Raw genomic sequence first — 18,114 nt, 5'->3', positions numbered from 1 at the left:
GAGGGGGAATAACATGAGCGGGATATCGGCATCACTGGCCAAATGGTTTTCAGAGCGCGCCCAGTGGCTCCAGATTGCGGCGAATCGATTACTTCAGCAGTCTGCGCTTACTGACAACGATGTCTCTGAGCTCGCAACCCTGTGTCAGCAAGAAGCCGACTGTAAGCCGTCCAAAACGACCTGTTCCTTTCCTGCTGCCGCGTTCGCCCAGGGCGCAGCAGGCTCCCTGCGTTTGTGTTCAATCAGTGGAGTCGAAGGAGTAAACGCCCTTGCTCCGAAAAAGCCACTTGAGTTTGGCAAGAGCAATATCACGATTGTCTATGGCAACAACGGGTCAGGAAAATCCGGTTATGTCAGACTCCTCAAACATGCATGCGGAGCCCGCGAGACAGGTACCCTCCACCGCAACGTCTTTAAGCCCGGCTCTGCCGTACAGAAAGCCTGCATTTCGTTTGAGCAGGACGGCATTCCGAAGAGTCACACGTGGTCAGGACAAGGGATCTGCGATGATCTCAATAGCGTTGATATTTTCGACACCTCGTTCGGCAAGGTCTTTGTCAGCAGCGAAGACGAGGTGAGATACGAACCGCCGGTTCTATCGTTCTTCAGCTCGCTCATCCTCGCATGCGAAAAAGTCGCATCGGCCTTGGACGCCGAGGCCACCCGGCACCAGTCCAAAAAGCCGAATATCCTGGGTGACAAGAAGGTAACTCCTGAAGGCATCTGGTACGAAGCCATCAGCGCCAAGACCAGCCCCCAGGATATTGACAAGCATTGTTCGTTCGGCAGCACTGACGAAACCGAGATGCAAACGCTGCAGCAACGCCTTACCGAACAGGCACCGACTGAAAAAGCGAACCAGCTGAGAAGGCAGAAACAGCATATCGACACCCTGGTCCAGGATGCCCAAAAGCATCTGAAACAATTGTCAAACGAGAATTATCGACGAATCATTGCTGCCAAGAAGAGGTCGATTCTCAAGAAGGCGGCGGCAGATACGGCGGCAGAAAAGGTGTTCTCTGGAAGCGAGTTGGAAGGCCTCGGCTCTGATGTCTGGAAAGAGTTATGGGAAGCGGCCCGGAACTACTCCGTATCGGCTGCTTACAAAGAGGCCGAGTACCCGAATGTTGCTGATGATTCCCGTTGTGTCCTGTGCCACCAGACCTTGACCCAGGCAGCTAAAGAGCGGCTGGTCTCCTTCGAAAATTTCGTGAAGGGCGAAATGCAGAAAGCCGCATTGGATGCGGCCAAGGAATACGAGACCGCCACTCAAACTATCGAGGCGCTACCGACATCGGAGACACTGAAGACACGTATCGATGCGGCTGGGATTCCACAGGATGAAGTCGCCAACCAAGTGACGGATTTCTTTGCTCAACTGCAGGCTAGAAAAGACCTGCTCCCTAGAATTGATTCCGAAGAAGCCATTCCCGATCCTCTAATCTCACCGAAATGGATCGAAAAAGCCAGCGCCCAGTCGAAAAGCCTCGGTGAACTCGCGGCAAAATATGACGAAGACGCCAAAAGCGACAATCGTGAGGAGATCAAGAAGAAGCTAAACAGCCTACAGGCCAGAAAGTGGTTGTCTGAGCACCGCGCCGCCATTGATGAAGAAGTCGCCCGATTGAAGCTACTGAACCAGATTCAGGAAGCCAAGAAGTCGACCAACACCAAAGCCCTGTCCCAGAAGAAAGGGGAGCTGGCAGAAGCTCTGATCACGGATGCGTTCGTGCAAAGATTCAACGCGGAACTCAAGACCCTCGGCGCGTCTCAGGTGAAGGTTGAACTCGTGAAATCAAAAGTCTCCAAGGGCCGCGTCCTTCATAAGCTCCAGCTTCGAGGGGCCTCTCAGAACGGGCTCGCCGATGTTCTGAGCGAGGGAGAAAAACGGATCGTTTCCATTGCGGCATTTTTGGCCGACGTCACCGGCAAGAGCAACCAAGCCCCGTTTATCTTTGACGATCCAATATCCTCGCTTGACCAAAGCTATGAAGAGGCCGTGGTTCAAAGGCTGATCGAGTTGTCTCAAGATAAACAGGTCATTGTCTTTACTCACCGCCTGTCCTTGCTGGGAACGGTCAGGCATTTTGCCGAGAAAAAGACCATCAAGCCCGATGTGGTGAGTATTCGCTCTGCGGACTGGGGTACCGGAGAGCCAGCCCCCATTCCACTTTCACAGAGTGACATCAAATCCGCCCTAAACACACTCATGAATCAGCGATATCAGGATGCAAAGAAGGCGAGCGAGAACGGCGAATTTGAACATGCCGAAATCTTGCTGAAGTCGATATGCAGCGACTTCAGGATGTTGGTGGAGCGCTCTATTGAAAATGATCTGCTGTGCGGGGTGGTTCAAAGATTCCAACGACCGGTCCATACGTTGAGGCTCAAGGATCTGGCCAAATTGAAGGACGCGGACTGTAACCTCCTTGATTCGCTCATGACCAAATATTCCGGGTTTGAACACTCACAGCCAGCAGAATCACCAGTGGAGCTACCGAAGCCAGACGATCTTTTGACCGACATGACTTTATTGAAAAACTGGCGTGAAGAATACGCGAAGCGCCCCGCCTCTGCGGTGAATGAGTAGCAGCATGAGAGCCCTCCATACATCCGACTGGCACATCGCTCACATAGAAACACACAATGATTTCAGCGGTAAGGAGTATTGTCTACATCCGGAAAGGTTTCTCTCACCTGGATTCTGGCCCAGGACAAAACGAACTTCCAACTGAACGAATACGCCAACGATTCATGGGCGAAGTTCAGGGTACGTTCCGGCGATGTTTTCAGGATCATTTACCTCGACTAGACAGGCAGTCGGCATCGTGCCCCGCCATGCTGTAAGGCGCATCATTCATCATCTTTTCAGATATACATTACATCTATGATACTGGGGAGATATTCCCGAAAACCGCCCTGATACCCCGTGTATCAGGGCTTTTCTCTTTTCAAGGAGACACCATGGACAGCCTTCAGTACACCTCCCCTGAGGTCACCGACCTCGCCAAGGCCCTCATTACCGTTCAGCACACCCTGCAACCGGCCATCAAGGACCGTGAGAACCCGTTCGCCAAGTCCCGTTACGCCACCCTCAACTCAGTCATGGATTCCTGCCGGGATGCGCTGCTGGCCAGCGGCATCTGGGTGACCCAGTACCCGGTCCCGGCAGAGGTCGGGCACCTCGGCTTGGTCACCAAACTCACGCATGCGGAATCCGGCCAGTGGCAGTCTTCGCTGCTGGTCATGCCCCTGCCCAAGGCCGACCCGCAGGGATACGGCAGCGCCATGACCTATGCCCGCCGGTACGCACTTTCGGCCATGCTCGGCATGGTGACGGAAGACGATGACGACGGCGAGGCAGCATCCCGCGACAGGCCCGCACGGCAGAGAACGCCTCGCCAGCCTCGGCCTCAAGAACCTGCTGCCGCACCTGCGCAGCAACCGTCCCAATCACCGACGACACCACAGCCCAAGCCCGCAGAAACAGCACATCCAGCCCTGGCGTCACTGCCACGGCTGGATGGGGTAAACTACTCGACGGCCACCGCGCAGGATGGCCGCCTTTGCACTCTGGCGTCGGGCAACACGTCTGCCCGCAAGCAACTGCTCTCTGCTGCCGGGTTCAAATGGAACGCCGAGCGCAAGGTCTGGTGGCGGTACGCCGAGACCGCCTGATCCACACACCACGCCAAGGGCGGGGATTCCCCCGCCATGGGGGAACCTCGTCCACTTGATGGAGCCTCCCATGACGGATACCCCGCAATCCCCCATGCCTCCGGCACTGCCGGCCCCTCTCTGCCTCCTCGCCGAATCCCTGCTCGCGCAAGAAATCCACACCACGCAGACCCAACTGGGCGACCGCAGCACCTACGTCGGCATGTCCGACATCGGCGCCGCAACGGAATGCCTGCGCTCGGCGGTTGCCCGCAAACTGGCGTCACCGCGCACGCAGCCCCACACCATCCCGCCTCAGCATGTCGATTCCATCCTGAAGCGCCACCTCCCCCTGCATCGAGGCCACTGGCAGGAGGCCGGGATCACCGACGCGCTCACCAGAAGCGGTCACCGCCTCATCCCGCAACTGGAAATCAGCGCATCCTTCCACGGCGTGCCCATCAAGGCCCATCTCGACATTACCCTCATCCACGAAGCCCCGACGCCCGTCATTCGGGTGCTGGAGCTCAAGAGCAACGGGCACCTGCCCGAAACCCTCTACACCTCCAACGAGGTGCAACTCTACGGGCAGATCGGCCTGCTGGAGAGCACCTGGCATCGCCCCTGCTGCTCGCTGCGTGACGAAGACGGCCAACCGGTCTTCACCCGCAAGACCTTCCCGGAAGCGGCCCGTCTGCTCTTTGGCATCGACCTGCCAGGCACACCGGAAGGCGTGACCATCGAAGGCTGGGTGCTCTCCATCTCCATGGCCGACGCCAAGACCTTCGGGCCGTACACGCCCAACCGGACCATGCTCGGCATCTGCTGCAACACGGCCACCGACCTCTGGCAAGCCGTCAACGCCGTCAAGGCGGGGCAGTTGGCGCTTGACGACCTCCCGTACTGCCAAGGGTTTCACCCCCTGTGCGACTGGTGCGACGCCAACGCCACCTGCCCCAAGTTCCGGCCCATGAGGATTGACGGCATGCCCGTGGACCTTGGCCCCGCCCATGCGGCGGACCTCGACCATCTCGCAGGCCTGAAGGAGCGCAAACTCGCCATCGAAGGCGATATCGCGGCCATTGAAGGGCGCATCCGCACCGCATTCCAGCGCATCGCGGCGGCAAGCGACAGCATGGCCCGGGACTGGATAACCGCGGGCAGGCACCGCTTCCGGGTGGCGTCCATGCCCGGCAGACAGACCATCGACCAGACGGCCCTGCAGGAGGAACTGCAAGCCCTGACCGGTGATCCCCAAACGACAACGGACATCCTGGAGCGAGCCCGCAAGACCGGCCAGCCCCATGAACGGCTGTTCATCAGCCCCATCAACAAAAAAGGAGAATGACCATGGGATACTACAGCGAAGTCGCCCTGTGCCTGTCCGGCAACGGGCGGGCACGGCTTGATGCGGCGATGAACGAGGCACGGCAGCATGCCACGAACCCCGGCGACATCGAACTGTTCCTGCAAAACGGCCTCAGGCAGGACGCGCCGGACTCGGAAGGCGTGCTGTACTACTGGGAAGGTGTCAAATGGTACGCGGACTTCGAGGAGGTACGGTTCATCACCGACGTCATGGATGAACTTGACGTTGACGACTACCTCTTCCTGCGCATCGGCGAGGATGTTGACGATGCCGAGATTCTCGGCGGCTGGTGGGACAATCCCTTTGACGCGCGCCTGTTCCGAACCATCGACTTCGGCTAGCCCCCCTCGCTGCCCTCTCTACCTGCCGTCCACTTGTTGCCGAATCGGCAGCGCCGCAACCGCCACCACATCCTCGCCCCATTATCATCAAGGAGCACCACCATGCCCCATACCGATTCGGGCCTGCACGCGTTGCAGCCCGTCGATCTCGACGCCGGCGCCGTGTTCAGCGGCACTCCGTCGGGCCGCATGATCAAGGGCTACCGCCAGCCATCGACATACACCCCCAAGACCGATCCCGACTACATCTTCCACGAAACCACGCGAGACATCGTGGTTTGGCTGATGACCGCATCCGATCCGCTCTACGTGTTCGGTCCCACCGGCAGCGGAAAGTCCAGCGCCATCCGACAACTGGCCGCCCGGCTCAACTACCCGGTCTTCGAGGTCACCGGGCACGGCAGGCTGGAGTTCCCCGACCTCGTGGGCCACCTTTCCGTGCATCAGGGGTCTATGGAGTTTCGGTACGGCCCCCTGGCTCTGGCCATGAAGCATGGCGGGCTCTTCCTGCTCAACGAACTGGACCTACTGGAACCCGCCACAGCCACGGGGCTCAACAGCATCCTCGACGGCCAGCCCCTGTGCATCCCGGAGAATGGCGGTGAACTGGTCACGCCGCACCCCATGTTCCGGTTCGCGGCCACGGCCAACACCAACGGCGGTTCCGACGAAACGGGCCTCTACCAGGGCACCCTGCGCCAGAACCTTGCCTTCCTCGACCGGTTCTGGCTGTGCGAGATGGGCTACCCCGAACCCGCAGCGGAAGAACGATTGCTGGAGCGCATCGCGCCGCAACTCCCCCCACCCCTGCGGCGCACCATGGTCGACTACGCCAACGAGGTCCGGCGTCTCTTCATGGGCGAATCGGGCACGGCGCATGGCGCCTCCATCGAGGTGACCTTCTCCACCCGCACCCTGATCCGCTGGGCCGACCTGACCCAGCGGTTCCAGCCCCTGGCCCGGCAGGGCATCCAGCCCGTGGCCTACGCCCTCGACCGGACGCTCGGCTTCAAGGCCACACGGGAAACCCGCACACTCCTCCACGAGATCGCCCAGCGCATGTTCCCCACGGGGGAGTGAACGGGGACGCCGCTACCGCGCCGAACACGTCCACTGCGGACACCCTCGGCAAGGATGCCGCGTCTCCCCGAATCCCGGGCAATACCGGCCTGGTGCTCCAGTTCATGGATTCCCTGCTCACTCGTCAGTCTCTTGATCCCGCCTTCTTCGCCTCCCTCCCTTCGCCCCCCTGGCTGCGCCTCGAAAAGGACACGCCTTCGGGCGGCAAGTTCTGGTCCTGCACTATTCAAGAGCATGGCATCGACCTTCACTGGGGCAAGCGCAACACGCAAGGGCAACGGCTCGCACTGGCCATCACCCGGTGCAACCGGGGCAACCCCATCCGCGAGGCGCGGTCACGCACCCTTGGCAAACTCAAGGAAGGCTACCGGCTCGTCTCGTCATACGGCCCTCTCCCGTAACCGCGATTTCCCTCCCGACAATTCCGCATTCTGGAACGACTCCGACCTACACAGCACCCACGAGGAGCACACACTCATGAAAGCGACATCCGCCATGCGCATCTTCCCCTTCTCCCGCAGCATCCACCTCGTCCGGGATATCCACACCAACGGCGTCCGCCACCACTGGAAGGCGGAAGCGGAACTCTACCTCCTCAAGGTCAGCACCTGGACCGGGGATGACGAGGAACCCCATCCCTCTCGGGTCACGGTCCACACCCTCGGGTGGGGCCGGTGCATCGACGGAGACCCGGTACAGGAGATGTGGCGACAGGCCGCGGAGAAGATCGAAAAGGACCACTACCACTTCCACAACGGAATCTAGGACGCCCCTCCCCCGAGGGGCGTTCCGCTTTTATGGAGCACGCACATGAACGACACCATCCTGAACTGCCTCATGGCCATCAACCTCGACGTAAACATCTGGACCGCCCGGCGCAAGCTGACCCCGGCGGACTTCGGCGGCGCGGACCTGCCGCCGGAGGAGCTTGCCTCGCTCGGCAGCAAGCGCATCTGCGATCCCGAGGAACTGAAGATCTTCGGCACGCTGAAGGCGCGCGCGGTGAACCTGCTCGACCGCCACGGCGTACGCTTTCTGGGCGGTTGGGGCGTTCCGGAGGAAAAAGCCCCCGTTCTTGTGGAAGAACTCGACCGCATTCGGGCCGAATTCCTGGCCGCCAGGGATACCTTCCTCACCCGGTACGATGACGCCGTTCGGGACTGGATAGCCCGGCACGGCGAGTGGGAGCGCATCATCGCCGACTCCACCGTCAGCGCGGACTATGTGCGCAGCCGCATGGGCTTCCGCTGGCAGGTATACCGCATCGTGCCGCCAGCCCAGAGCGATGTGGAGCCGGTGGCCCAGGGGCTCGCGGAAGAGGTGCGAGGGCTTGGCCGGACCCTGTTCGACGAGGTGGCCAAGGCCGCCACCGAGGCCTGGCACAAGTGCTACGCGGGCCGCAGCGAAGTGACCCACAAGGCGCTATCCCCCCTGCGGACCATCCACCAGAAACTGGCCGGACTCACCTTCGTGGAACCGAGGGTGGCCCCTGTGGCCGACCTCATCGGTACGGCCTTCGCCAATCTGCCCAAGCGGGGCATGATACAGGGGGCGCACCTGCTCATGTTGCAGGGGCTGGTGGCCCTGCTGCGCGATCCATCCGCTCTCATGGAGCATGGGCAGCGGATCATGGAGGGGCATCGCCCGTCCGATCTGCTGGATGCCTTGTTGCGGCAGGATGGGGACACGGGAAATGGACGGATAGCGTCCGCAGACGAACCCGAAGAAGGAGAAGACGACATGCCCGACCTTGGGGACGACCGTGCTTTGGACGCCATCCCCCGCGAGGTCATGCCCGACCCGCAACCCGTCTTGCCCAACTGCGGCCTGTGGTAGGAGGCTGGACAGGCCACGCCGCCTGATCCCACATACCCCAAGCCACGAAAGGCCCCGGAGCACCACGCTTCGGGGCCTTTTCGTATTCGGAGGACAACATGCTGGATACACGCGCCGTGATGCGCTCGCTGCCGCTGGTGGCGAGCGTACTCGGCAGGAAATACGGCGTCACCGTGACCATCGGGGGCACGGAGGCCTACACGGACGGCAGGGCGATCCACCTTCCCGCACTGCCAGTGGACGTGCCCGATACCTTCCTCGCACTGGCCCGTGGGTACATCGACCATGAGGCCGCCCACCTGCGGGATACCGACTTCACGGCGCTGAAGGCCGGGAACCTTACTCCCTTTGAGCTCCATGTCTGGAACATCATCGAGGACTGGAGGGTGGAGAACCGGCTGGTCACGGCGTTCCCCGGCTGCCGGGGGAACTTCGACTGGCTCATCAGCCATTTCTTCGGCGGCAAGGTGGCTGGCACCAGAATCGATCCTGCGGTTCTGTTCCTGAACTGGCTGCTGCTTACGGTTCGGGCGTGGGACGTGCCCGCCATCGGGAAGCGGCGCGACACCATCGCGGGCCGTCTCAACAAACTCTGTCCTGGGTTGCTTACCCGCATGACCTGCGCTGTCGAAGCGGTACGCACCTCGTGCGCATCAACAGCCGAGGCCATTGCCCATGCGCGGGCCATCGTCGCGGAACTGGGCAAGGCCACGCAAACGCCCCCACCCGCGTCAGGTACGAATCCGGACGCCAGTCAGGCCGGGGGCGACCCGGATGGTGCGCCTGGCAATGGCAACCAGCCCACGGCATCACCATGGGGACGGATACGAAACCTGTTGCACGCCCAGGAGGACGACCTTCCGCAGGAATTCGGCGCAATCCTTGGCGAGGCCCTGAAGCGTGAGGCACCCGCCAGCGACGGATTGCCCGTGAACGTGGCCACCGTCACCCACAAGGTAAGCTGGGACCTGCACTCCGACGACATCGCCGAGGCCAAACGGGCATCAACAGCCCTGCGGACGCGCCTGCATGGCCTGTTGCAGGCTGCGACCGTCAGCCGGACCCACGGGGCACGGAGTGGGAGGCTCGACCCGCGCAGGCTCCACCGGCTCGCGACGGATGACGCTCGCGTCTTCATGCGCAAGGGAACGCGCGTCGGCATCAACACCGCCGTGCATCTGCTTCTCGACTGCTCCGGGTCCATGACCCCGAGCATCAGGCTGGCCAGCACGGCCTGCCATGCCGTGGCTTCGGCCCTTGAGACCGTTGGCATCAACGTGGCCATCACCGCCTTTCCGGCCAGCCATGACCCGGCATCAACGGAACAGAAAACCGTGGGGCGTTTGGTGCGGCACGGCCAGAAGGTACATCCGAGACTGAAGGTGGCAGCCGTGGGGACCACCCCACTGGCCGAGTCCCTGTGGTGGGTGATGCAGGAAATGCTGCCTCTGCGTGAGGCTCGCAAGCTCATCCTGCTGCTGACCGATGGCGACCCCGATGCACCGACATGCGCCCTGGAAGCCATCCGGCACGCCGAACGGCTCGGCTTCGAGGTCTACGCCATCGGCATCGGTGCTGTGAACATCCTGCAGCACCTGCCGGGACGGCACCGGACGATCAACACCATGGCCGAACTTGCCCCGGCAATGTTCGGCCTGTTGCAGGGCGCGCTGGTCGGAAGGCGCGCGACATGATGCAAACACGAAAAACACCGGCAACGAGCAACGGGGAGGCACCACGCCTCCCCGTTCTCTTTCAACACCCCGACAAGGAGGTCGTATGCGCTGGATGTACCTGTGCCGGTTCTGGCCGTGGAAGAGGTGCCTTCTGCCCCCTGCGGAATGCGTCCTCTTCGCGGACTGCCCCAAGGTCCGCACCCCGAGGAGAAGAATATGGGCATAAGCTGGGGATCAATCATCGCCATAGCCATCGCGGTACTTAACGTCGTCAAGGAGAGCATCGATGACTGAGCACGAGTTCAAGGACAAGGGAATGAACAGGGCCTGGGTGTTTCTTGGCGGCTGCCTGGCCGGTGTCGCTGGCGTGTTCGCTGCTGCCATATTGTCGGAGACAGGCACCACGAAAACGAACGATTGCGAGGAAGAACCGTTGGCGCTGCCTGAAGGCCGTCCCCAAGAGGAGTAGTCCATGAAGGAGGGGGGAGACTATCATCCCCCCCACAACGGAGTAGGGGAACGCCACAGGCGCACACCCCCACCCGGACGCACTAGCCCACCATGCTGACATTACTATTTTTTTCTTTTTAACTCTCAATTTTTCACCGATTTGCGGTGTATAACCACCGAATCACCGGTGCATTTCGCGGCACAACCCCGGCGCATCGCGGTAAAAGCACCGCGCATGGCCGGGCATTTCAGAAAAAGGAAGGGTGCCCCGTATGCTGAGGCACCCGTTCAAGACGGAATCGCTTGCAAGCAGATCTACGCACCACGGTAGTAGGTGGACTTGCCGCGCCCTTCCCTTATGATGATCTCTCGGTCCGAAAGATTTCGGAGTATGCCACCAAGCTTGTCCGCCTTGAGGCCGGTCCGTGTTTCCAATTCAGACCTGGAGCTCTTCTTCTCTTTCAGCGCACTGAACACCTTTTCCTCGTCTGGCGACAGGGAGTCCATGTCGACATCCCGGGTGGGAACAACGGGGGGCTCTACGGCCCTCGGCTCGCTGCTCAACCCTTCAGACATAGGCGATTGCCCGACGTCTGCGAGGAAGCCCTCGATATGACGCCATCCACCACCTACCGGAAGGTGGTAGGTGCAGGCTGTCTGTTCAAGCTGAGGCAAAGCTTTGCATTTCTCGACGAACAGTCGGACAACAAGGCCACCGGCTCGGCAAGCCTCGTCCACCTCAGCACTTCGACCTTCCTGGCTTGCCAACTGGTCGCGCCCCTCCAGTCTAATGACGTTCTGGGACAAACTGGCGAGATCGGATGGGCCTTTGAAGTTTGTTCCATCCTTGCCGGAGTGATGAACAATGACGACAGCAACACCTGCTCGCTGCACTTCACGGACGAACTTGAACAGTCCATCGGCATTGCTCTTTGCCGCGCTCGGAGCCAACGCCAGCAGGTTGTCGATGACAAGCACATCAGCCTTCACGTTACGGAGTTGTTCGATGATTTTTTGCGAGCATGCCTCTTCCAGTATGTTCGAGCCTGGCAGGGACAACACGCGCAAATTCTGCCCCACATTCTCTCGGTCATCCGAATTCTCTTGAAGGAGTTGCTCGCAACGGGCCTTGAAGTCACCTTCTCCGGCCTCGCCATCCAGGTAGCAAACTCGGCGGGGAGACATCGCGGGGAGCCCGAAAGCTGTGCCCCCAGTTGCCAAGGCAAGTGACAACTGAATAGCGACAAAACTCTTGCCCACATTAGTGGGTGCCCAAATCAGCGTTGTGTATCGGTGCGTGATCAGGACACCCAGGGTCAAGGCGCGCACATCGCCGCGCCCCTCATCAACAATGTTGTCAAGTCTGGTGAACTCCATGGAGAAGTCGCGAACATTGCTCTCCTCCGCAGGCACGGACACAAGGCTCACGGACGCCATCCACCGCCCATAGTCCGCAGCCGGAATAGACAGATGGCACACGTCCTGAGCAAACTTTGAGGCCAATTCAATGCGGTCAAGGTACACCGCCCTCCCCCACAGCTCCTTTTCCCACGATTCAGGGGGACAAGAGGCATCAATGGCCGGCACACCGGGGGCAATGATGGGCCACGGGTAGACGCTCACGCTCGCGGCGCCTTCCCTTACGCAACGTTTCGCCCAATCTTCAGCCCCCTTCAACCCCTCGCGAGTGGAGTCGGGGATAATCACGACAGGATGCCCGGCCAGGTCTTTGTAGTGCAGGGCGTCAAATGCGGTTGCCCCCCCAAAGCATCCAGAGGCAATGATGCCTGCCCGCTCAAGCAGCCTACCCTCCCGTGCCTTCTCCCGGAAGTGCATGGCCACCCGCATATCAAGGCAGAGCAGCACGGGAGCCTTCCGATATCTCGCCATCTTCGTGCGTGAATACAGCCAGGCAGAGGCCGGAGCCGCGCCGATACGCAGTGCAGGTTCGCCGTCTCTCTCGACTCGGCTCGCGAGCACAAAAAAATCTTCATTGCCGTTGGTATAGCGGCAGACAGCCTGCTCCTTGAACCCGCTGAAGTCATGCAGATAGTCCACATCTTCGAGTTGGCAGGAGCGCCCTCGAACGTTGAGTTGCTTCGGGATATACTCCTCAATGATGCTGGTGCGCGTTGGCAGGGGGGGATGGGTATTGCTCCCAGCCGGAAACGTATGGAAGCAGTATTCCGGCTTCAAGCCGAGCAGCCCTCCCACGACCTGAGCCGCTTCGAGTGGGCCTCTATTCAGGCTTGAAGACGCCAGGGAAATGATGCTCTCATCCCCCTTGTTACTCTTGGGATTCCCGCCTCGGCGAAGCCACAAATGCCTGTCAACTTCAATGCCAAGCGCCATAAGCAGGCGCTCGCGACGGTCAGCGGCGAGCCTTGCAAATTCCCACTCGACCAGCGAACTGAATACTTCCGCATTTGAATCCGACGTGAGGGCCGACGGCAGATTCGAGCCGTCAATCTCGGCCAGCACCTGTCTTACCTTGGGTGATATTTCAGGAAAGTCATGGCCCGCATTTGTCTGATAGCTCGCTTGGTTATATGACAGGCGAGGGACTGGTGAGGTCCTGGGCCGCGCCCATGGGGCCTCCCGTTGCCACCTCGGGGGGGAGTTGGGCTGGGGTAACGAAGTGGCCCCTGTGGGAATGACGTCAATGACAGGCGACTTGTAATGCCCCCCTTAAATCAAGCGGCCTTTAAGGGAGAATTCCGCCAGGTTTTGTTTGCCTGCTGATGGACGCCTTGCGGAGTCTTCCAGCCAAGCGCCGAATGCAGGTATGTGGTGTTGAAGTTTTCTATCCAGTCAGAGAGGGCGCGGTCGAGGTGTTCCAGGCTACGCCATTCGTGCAGCCAGAAGAGCTCTTCCTTGATCGTACGCATTGTCCGCTCGGTATCCGCGTTCCCTTTGGGATTGTTGTAGCTGGTAAACGCCTGCGTGATGCCGAGAGTCGCGCAGTCGCGCATAAAAGCCGTTCCTGTCGGTTGGCAGCCGTTGTCGCTCATCAGGCTCAGGCCGTGCCCCCGGACGCCTCCGGGAAAGTGCGTCTGGATAGCCGTATCCAGAGCTTGCAGCCACTCATGGCTCCGGCTCCGGTAGTCGGCATGGTGGCCCACGATCTTCTTGGAAAACCAGTCCACCACCAGCACGATATACACCCAGCCGCCTTCCGTCATGACCTTGGTCATGTCGATGCCCCACCACTGACACGGGCGGACGGGGCGCGGCTTGCTTCCGGAAGGGGTGCGCTTTGCCCGCAAGGCTGCGCGCTTCACCCCAAGGCCATGCAGACGCATCAGGCGTGCCACTCGTTTGACGTTGATGATCAGGCCGTTTTTATACCGAAGGGTGGCCCATACGCGGCGATAGCCCCAAAAGGGATGTTCCATTTTCAGGGACTCGATCAACGGCAAGAGTTCGGCATCGCGCTGAAGCTGGGCCTGGCCGGATCGGCGCTTGCCGCTTACCAGTCGTTTTTTTTTAACTCCAGCGTCAGTTCGCCAACGGCTTGCTTGAGTTTTTGGTTCTCTGTCGCAAGGCGTTCTTCTCGTCGGTTAGTGGCGCCCACCTCAAAAGCCAGGGCGGCATTGGCCAACAACGTGTCGCGCCAGCGGTAATACATACCCTGAGTGATTTGATACTCACTGCAAATGCTTGCCACAGAGCGACCCTGCAATCCCTCAAGCACAATGCGGGCCTTGCTTTTGCTGTCCCAGACTCGGCGTTTCATGCTTCCTCCAAGGATGGAAGAAAACTACCTTAACAGAGCCACCTTGTTAATGGGGGGCAGTATAGACTCACCATGTAAAGCTGGCTCCCCAAGCATGCAGGAACTAGTTACCGGTTGCCTCGTTTTGCACGCAGTTTCTATCATTTTTTCAATGCTCAACTCTTTCATAAGAACTCCTTTGCATGGGCAGGGAGGTATCCCCCCCAGCCCATGCGATCTATCGCTTTGGGATGATTGTGACGTCCAAACGCGTCAGCGAAACCTGGATCTCTTCGACCTTCGCAAGTGACTCGGGCGATGCCTCAAGGACTTCCTTGACACGCGCGGCAAGGACATTGAGATCGACTTTGGGAATCTTAGGAACTTGTGGTTCTTCTTTCGGATGCATATGAACCTCTCATGAGTTGGAGATTGAGTAGCTCCAGCCACCGCGTTGAATATCAGCGCGGGGCACTGAACTACGAAAAGTCGATTCTGTGCGCCTGCATGAAGCTGGCAATGTCTATTGTCGAGTAGCGAACCGCTCGACCGACCTTCGTGTAGGGGAGTCCCTTTCTTCGCAGGCGATGCCCACGCAGCGTGTGGACGCTCAAGCCTGTCAATTGTGCTGCGGTTTTTTCCGATACCCACTGGGTGTCCGAGGCCTCTGTGCGTTCAACGCCACCAATGCTCATGGCAATCCTCCTGAACCAAAGCTCTTTTTCTTAAATGGGCTGCTTTGCGCACCCAACAGATCAGTAGAAACCAAATTCCTCGAAAAATGTCATGGGCACCAAGTTTCGAACTTTGGTGCCCACAAGGGTTGTCCTTCACGGCTCACGACCGAATGGGTAAAAAGCAGAAGGCCCCCCAGTTCGGGAGGCCTCCTAACAGATGCGTATGGTGACAGGGTGGCCCCTGGTTTTGCTACTGCGAGATTTCGATTAGCCATCCCAAGGTTGGAAATAGGGTTGGAAAAACAAAAAGGCTCTTACGGATGTTCTCCGTAAGAGCCTTGATTTTATGGTTGCGGGGGCCGGATTTGAACCGACGACCTTCGGGTTATGAGCCCGACGAGCTACCGAGCTGCTCCACCCCGCGTCACCTGCGGAATTCGGGTCCGGCGGCGTAGGCAAGGCCTTTCCGTCGGGGCGTTAGAAGTATGCCCGTCACCCCCCGGTGTCAACAAGAAATCTGAAAAAGACTGTCGATGTGCGACAACGCGTTTGTATCACAGGATAAAAATCTTCACAAAGGCCTGCCGCCAGCGCCAGCATGTCGGCGCAATCGCCGGTTCGGTCGTTAGCGCCCGGTAGCCCTCGTCTTTGCGCCGGTCATTACCTGCCTATTTGGCACAACGGACACGACTGGCCTGCCTACCCCCGCAGCACCTTCAGATCCGCCGTCAGCGGGCCATCCTCCGGGGCGGTCACCACGGCGTATCCGCCCGCGCCCAGCGCGCCGGGGTTCACCACCACGGTGCGCCCGATGTGGTCCACCGCCCGCGATTCGTGGATATGCCCGCACAGGCACACGTCCGGCTGCACAACCTCGATGAACGCCCGCACCGCCGGGCTGCCCACGTGCGCGCCGTTACCCAGCCTGTCGCACAGACTGTCTTCAGGAGGGGTATGCACGGCAAACACCAACCGGGGCCAGCGGCCCGCCTCTGCCCGCAGTGCGTCCAGCCATTCTGCCAGCCGCGCTTCCGGCACCTCGCTGGGCGTGCCGAAGGGGGTGGGCGTGGAATAGCCCGCGCCCAGCAGGCCCACGCCGGGGGCCAGTTCGCGCGCGGCACGGTGGATGTTCCAGCCGCGCCCGTCCAGCCAGTCGGTCACCTCGGCCTTGTCCATGTTGCCGATCTGGGCGTGGATGGCCGGGTTGTGCGCGGCAATGGCCGTCAGCACGCGCTCGGCCTGGCGCACGCCGCCCACCACGGTGATGTCGCCAGTAATGATCACGCCCGCCGCCCCGGACAGGCCGGGAATATCGGCGATGGGCGAAACGTCGTCGTGGATGTCGCCGAATGCTATCCAGTAGGGTGCGCTTTGCATGCGGTGCCTTCCTTGTTAGATTGCGCGACGGGGAGTGAGCTGTGGAGCACGGGTACCGCCCGATGGCTATGGGGTACCGCCCGATGGCTATGGGGTACCGCCCGATGGCTATGGGGTACCGCCCGCGCCCGTACTCTACACCACGCACCCGCCACCTGACAAAACACCCTGCGGGGCGTTTCGACGGCAATTGCGGCCCCCCTCCACGCCGCGCCCGCGACGGATGCGGAAGCCCGACAGTGAAAGGCCAGTGGCCGCCGGACCTCTCCACGGCAGCTTCAGGATTCCTCGGTCCCCGGTTCCACCACTTCAGGCGGCACACACCCGAAACCTGCTCCGGCACACACATGACGCACTCCAACCCGCCAGACCCCGAAGCCCGGCAGGCCTTACGCCGCGCCATGCTGGCCCGTCGCGCCGCGCTGCCCCCCGAAGAGGCCGCCCGACTGGGCCATGCCGCGCAGGAAGCCCTGCTGGCATCGCCCGCGTGGCAGGCCGCCCGGCAGGTACTGCTGTACGTGGCCGTGCGCAACGAGACCGCCACCGCCCGCCTGCTGGATGCCGCCTGGGCGGACGGCAAGCAGGTGCTGCTGCCGCGCTGCGTGACGTCTGCGCCCGCGTCCCCCGCATCCTCCACAACCGGCCCCGCATCCTCCACAACCGGCCCCGCATCCTCCGCAACTGGCCCCGCATCCTCCGCAACTGGCGCCACCACCCCCGCCGCCAACTGCGACAACGAAATGTGCCTGGCCCCCTGCGCCTGCGCGGCGGACCTCAAGCCCGGCCGCTACGGCATCGCGGAACCGGACCCCGCCCGCTGCCCGGCCATCGACATGGATGCCGCGCCCGGTTCCGCGTCCTCCTTCGCGCCCGACCTTGCCGTCATCCCCGGCGTGGCCTTTGACCTACAGGGCAACCGCCTTGGCCACGGCGCAGGCTACTACGACCGCTTCCTGGCCCACCCGGCCATGGCCCGCACCGCGCTGGTGGGGCTGGCCTATGCCTTTCAGATCGTACCGGCGCTGCCCGTGGCCCCATGGGACCGCCCCGTCCACGCACTGTGCACCGAGGAGGGACTGACATGGCTGTAACCACCCCGTCGCTGGCCTTTCCGCCGCTTTCCCGTTCCGGCTCCGCCGCCACCCCCCCCATCATCCCGGATGACGTCACCCCGCAGTGCATCCGTTTCGCCTTTCCCGGCGTGCCGGGGGTGCGTTGCGCCTTCCAGACCCGGCGCGGCGGCATCTCCGACGGCCCTTGGGCCGGGGGCAACATTTCCTACGAGGTGGGCGACGACTCCGCCGCCGTAGCCGCCAACCGCGCCGCGCTGGCCGCCAGTCTGGACCTGCCCGAATGGGTGGAGGCCAGGCAGGTGCATGGCGATGCCATGCTCATGGATCCGGAACCGGTGCAACTGGCCGCCGCGCTGGCCGCAACCCCGGTGACCCAGGCCGACGGCCTTGCCACCGCGCGCCCCGGCGTGGGGCTGGTGATCAAGACGGCGGACTGCCAGCCCATTCTGCTGGCGCATGAAAGCGGCAGGTACGTGGCCGCGCTGCACGCCGGATGGCGGGGCAACCGCATCGGCTCCCCGCAGTCGGGCGTACGCGCCTTTTGCGAACGCTACGGCTTTCCCCCGCAAGAGGTGCTGGCCGTGCGCGGCCCCAGCCTTGGCCCGGCGGCGGCGGAATTCGTCAACTTCGCCACGGAATGGGGGCAGGACTTCGCCCGCTGGTTCCGCACGGCCAGCCGCACCATGGACCTGTGGACGCTGACCCGCCACCAGCTTGCCGAGGCGGGCCTGCTGCCGGAGCGCATCTACGGGCTGGACCTGTGCACACACACCCTGGCCGACGACTTCTTCTCCTACCGCCGCGCCGCCACCACCGGGCGGCAGGCGTCCATCATCTGGATGGAGGGGTAATCGGCCCGGACC

At 61.5% G+C, this 18,114-nt stretch carries 18 protein-coding genes and 1 tRNA gene; 12 read left to right on the top strand and 7 right to left on the bottom strand.

Going from position 1 to position 18,114, the window contains the following annotated elements; all coding sequences use genetic code 11:
- The first annotated feature begins 13 nt into the window (after window positions 1–13).
- The 10 genes from DESTE_RS12420 (at window position 14) to DESTE_RS12375 (ending at window position 10,428) form a co-directional block, all read left to right on the top strand.
- Window positions 14–2,590 (top strand): AAA family ATPase, encoded by a 2,577-nt coding sequence (locus DESTE_RS12420; RefSeq protein WP_035067982.1) that lies wholly within the window; start codon window positions 14–16, stop codon window positions 2,588–2,590.
- Between the two features lie 374 nt (window positions 2,591–2,964).
- Window positions 2,965–3,678, top strand: a complete 714-nt coding sequence (locus DESTE_RS12415; protein ID WP_035067981.1) for an ERF family protein — start codon at window positions 2,965–2,967, stop codon at window positions 3,676–3,678.
- A gap of 70 nt (window positions 3,679–3,748) precedes the next feature.
- Window positions 3,749–5,005 carry a hypothetical protein gene (locus tag DESTE_RS12410; RefSeq protein WP_156925350.1) on the top strand — a complete coding sequence of 419 codons (1,257 nt, stop codon included), beginning with the start codon at window positions 3,749–3,751 and terminating at the stop codon, window positions 5,003–5,005.
- A 2-nt stretch (window positions 5,006–5,007) separates the two neighbouring features.
- Window positions 5,008–5,367 carry a hypothetical protein gene (locus tag DESTE_RS12405; protein ID WP_035067977.1) on the top strand — a complete coding sequence of 120 codons (360 nt, stop codon included), beginning with the start codon at window positions 5,008–5,010 and terminating at the stop codon, window positions 5,365–5,367.
- A gap of 102 nt (window positions 5,368–5,469) precedes the next feature.
- Window positions 5,470–6,447 carry an AAA family ATPase gene (locus tag DESTE_RS12400; RefSeq protein WP_051384449.1) on the top strand — a complete coding sequence of 326 codons (978 nt, stop codon included), beginning with the start codon at window positions 5,470–5,472 and terminating at the stop codon, window positions 6,445–6,447.
- A 104-nt stretch (window positions 6,448–6,551) separates the two neighbouring features.
- Window positions 6,552–6,848, top strand: a complete 297-nt coding sequence (locus DESTE_RS12395) for a hypothetical protein (RefSeq protein WP_156925349.1) — start codon at window positions 6,552–6,554, stop codon at window positions 6,846–6,848.
- Between the two features lie 76 nt (window positions 6,849–6,924).
- Entirely contained in the window at window positions 6,925–7,212 is a 288-nt protein-coding gene (locus DESTE_RS12390) for a hypothetical protein (RefSeq protein WP_035067974.1), read from the top strand.
- Window positions 7,213–7,257: 45 nt separating this feature from the next.
- The gene (locus DESTE_RS12385) at window positions 7,258–8,283 is read left to right on the top strand and encodes a DUF3150 domain-containing protein (RefSeq protein WP_035067973.1); all 1,026 of its coding nucleotides are present in this window, start codon (window positions 7,258–7,260) and stop codon (window positions 8,281–8,283) included.
- Between the two features lie 98 nt (window positions 8,284–8,381).
- Complete coding sequence (locus DESTE_RS12380) at window positions 8,382–9,977, top strand: cobaltochelatase CobT-related protein (protein WP_035067972.1); 1,596 nt, start codon at window positions 8,382–8,384, stop codon at window positions 9,975–9,977.
- A 268-nt stretch (window positions 9,978–10,245) separates the two neighbouring features.
- Complete coding sequence (locus DESTE_RS12375; RefSeq protein WP_035067969.1) at window positions 10,246–10,428, top strand: hypothetical protein; 183 nt, start codon at window positions 10,246–10,248, stop codon at window positions 10,426–10,428.
- Window positions 10,429–10,724: 296 nt separating this feature from the next.
- On the opposite strand, the gene DESTE_RS12370 is transcribed toward DESTE_RS12375, so the two are convergent.
- The 7 genes from DESTE_RS12370 to DESTE_RS12345 all read right to left on the bottom strand — a co-directional run bounded on the left by DESTE_RS12370 (window position 10,725) and on the right by DESTE_RS12345 (window position 16,178).
- On the bottom strand, window positions 10,725–12,890 hold the full coding sequence (locus DESTE_RS12370) for an AAA family ATPase (protein ID WP_245590838.1): 2,166 nt from the start codon (window positions 12,888–12,890) through the stop codon (window positions 10,725–10,727).
- A gap of 212 nt (window positions 12,891–13,102) precedes the next feature.
- A complete protein-coding gene (locus tag DESTE_RS12365; RefSeq protein ID WP_051384448.1) occupies window positions 13,103–13,885 on the bottom strand; it encodes an IS3 family transposase in 783 nt (260 codons plus the stop codon).
- Entirely contained in the window at window positions 13,879–14,145 is a 267-nt protein-coding gene (locus tag DESTE_RS12360) for a transposase (RefSeq protein ID WP_035065287.1), read from the bottom strand. Before DESTE_RS12360 ends, DESTE_RS12365 begins: the two co-directional genes overlap by 7 nt.
- A 217-nt stretch (window positions 14,146–14,362) precedes the next feature.
- Window positions 14,363–14,533, bottom strand: coding sequence for a hypothetical protein (locus DESTE_RS18255; protein WP_198015357.1), 171 nt, complete (start codon window positions 14,531–14,533; stop codon window positions 14,363–14,365).
- Between the two features lie 70 nt (window positions 14,534–14,603).
- Window positions 14,604–14,819: a helix-turn-helix domain-containing protein gene (locus DESTE_RS12355; RefSeq protein WP_035067967.1), complete on the bottom strand. Its 216-nt coding sequence runs from the start codon at window positions 14,817–14,819 to the stop codon at window positions 14,604–14,606.
- A 329-nt stretch (window positions 14,820–15,148) separates the two neighbouring features.
- Window positions 15,149–15,225 (bottom strand) — tRNA-Met (locus DESTE_RS12350).
- Window positions 15,226–15,500: 275 nt separating this feature from the next.
- Entirely contained in the window at window positions 15,501–16,178 is a 678-nt protein-coding gene (locus tag DESTE_RS12345) for a metallophosphoesterase family protein (RefSeq protein WP_035067965.1), read from the bottom strand.
- Window positions 16,179–16,525: 347 nt separating this feature from the next.
- Here DESTE_RS12345 and DESTE_RS12340 point away from each other — a divergent pair, with 347 nt between their 5' ends.
- Both DESTE_RS12340 and DESTE_RS12335 read left to right on the top strand, forming a co-directional pair.
- Window positions 16,526–17,269, top strand: a complete 744-nt coding sequence (locus DESTE_RS12340) for a 5-formyltetrahydrofolate cyclo-ligase (RefSeq protein ID WP_035067963.1) — start codon at window positions 16,526–16,528, stop codon at window positions 17,267–17,269.
- Window positions 17,260–18,102 carry a purine nucleoside phosphorylase YfiH/LACC1 family protein gene (locus DESTE_RS12335; protein ID WP_035067960.1) on the top strand — a complete coding sequence of 281 codons (843 nt, stop codon included), beginning with the start codon at window positions 17,260–17,262 and terminating at the stop codon, window positions 18,100–18,102. The genes DESTE_RS12340 and DESTE_RS12335 overlap by 10 nt, the downstream gene beginning before the upstream one ends.
- Window positions 18,103–18,114 lie beyond the last annotated feature (12 nt).

Origin of the sequence: Nitratidesulfovibrio termitidis HI1, from assembly GCF_000504305.1 — a bacterium.
GTDB lineage: Bacteria > Desulfobacterota > Desulfovibrionia > Desulfovibrionales > Desulfovibrionaceae > Cupidesulfovibrio > Cupidesulfovibrio termitidis.
Note: the sequence above shows the minus strand (reverse complement) of the source record. Positions and strands in the feature narration are given on the sequence as shown.

Bases quoted from the DNA above. Each gene is read 5' to 3' on its own strand.
- DESTE_RS12385 (WP_035067973.1), top strand. From the start codon at position 7,258: ATGAACGACACCATCCTGAACTGCCTCATGGCCATCAACCTCGACGTA.
- DESTE_RS12405 (WP_035067977.1), top strand. From the start codon at position 5,008: ATGGGATACTACAGCGAAGTCGCCCTGTGCCTGTCCGGCAACGGGCGG.
- DESTE_RS18255 (WP_198015357.1), bottom strand. From the start codon at position 14,533: ATGCATCCGAAAGAAGAACCACAAGTTCCTAAGATTCCCAAAGTCGAT.
- DESTE_RS12335 (WP_035067960.1), top strand. From the start codon at position 17,260: ATGGCTGTAACCACCCCGTCGCTGGCCTTTCCGCCGCTTTCCCGTTCC.
- DESTE_RS12375 (WP_035067969.1), top strand. From the start codon at position 10,246: ATGACTGAGCACGAGTTCAAGGACAAGGGAATGAACAGGGCCTGGGTG.
- DESTE_RS12340 (WP_035067963.1), top strand. From the start codon at position 16,526: ATGACGCACTCCAACCCGCCAGACCCCGAAGCCCGGCAGGCCTTACGC.
- DESTE_RS12355 (WP_035067967.1), bottom strand. From the start codon at position 14,819: ATGAGCATTGGTGGCGTTGAACGCACAGAGGCCTCGGACACCCAGTGG.
- DESTE_RS12395 (WP_156925349.1), top strand. From the start codon at position 6,552: ATGGATTCCCTGCTCACTCGTCAGTCTCTTGATCCCGCCTTCTTCGCC.
- DESTE_RS12380 (WP_035067972.1), top strand. From the start codon at position 8,382: ATGCTGGATACACGCGCCGTGATGCGCTCGCTGCCGCTGGTGGCGAGC.
- DESTE_RS12420 (WP_035067982.1), top strand. From the start codon at position 14: ATGAGCGGGATATCGGCATCACTGGCCAAATGGTTTTCAGAGCGCGCC.
- DESTE_RS12390 (WP_035067974.1), top strand. From the start codon at position 6,925: ATGAAAGCGACATCCGCCATGCGCATCTTCCCCTTCTCCCGCAGCATC.
- DESTE_RS12410 (WP_156925350.1), top strand. From the start codon at position 3,749: ATGACGGATACCCCGCAATCCCCCATGCCTCCGGCACTGCCGGCCCCT.
- DESTE_RS12400 (WP_051384449.1), top strand. From the start codon at position 5,470: ATGCCCCATACCGATTCGGGCCTGCACGCGTTGCAGCCCGTCGATCTC.
- DESTE_RS12360 (WP_035065287.1), bottom strand. From the start codon at position 14,145: ATGAAACGCCGAGTCTGGGACAGCAAAAGCAAGGCCCGCATTGTGCTT.
- DESTE_RS12415 (WP_035067981.1), top strand. From the start codon at position 2,965: ATGGACAGCCTTCAGTACACCTCCCCTGAGGTCACCGACCTCGCCAAG.
- DESTE_RS12345 (WP_035067965.1), bottom strand. From the start codon at position 16,178: ATGCAAAGCGCACCCTACTGGATAGCATTCGGCGACATCCACGACGAC.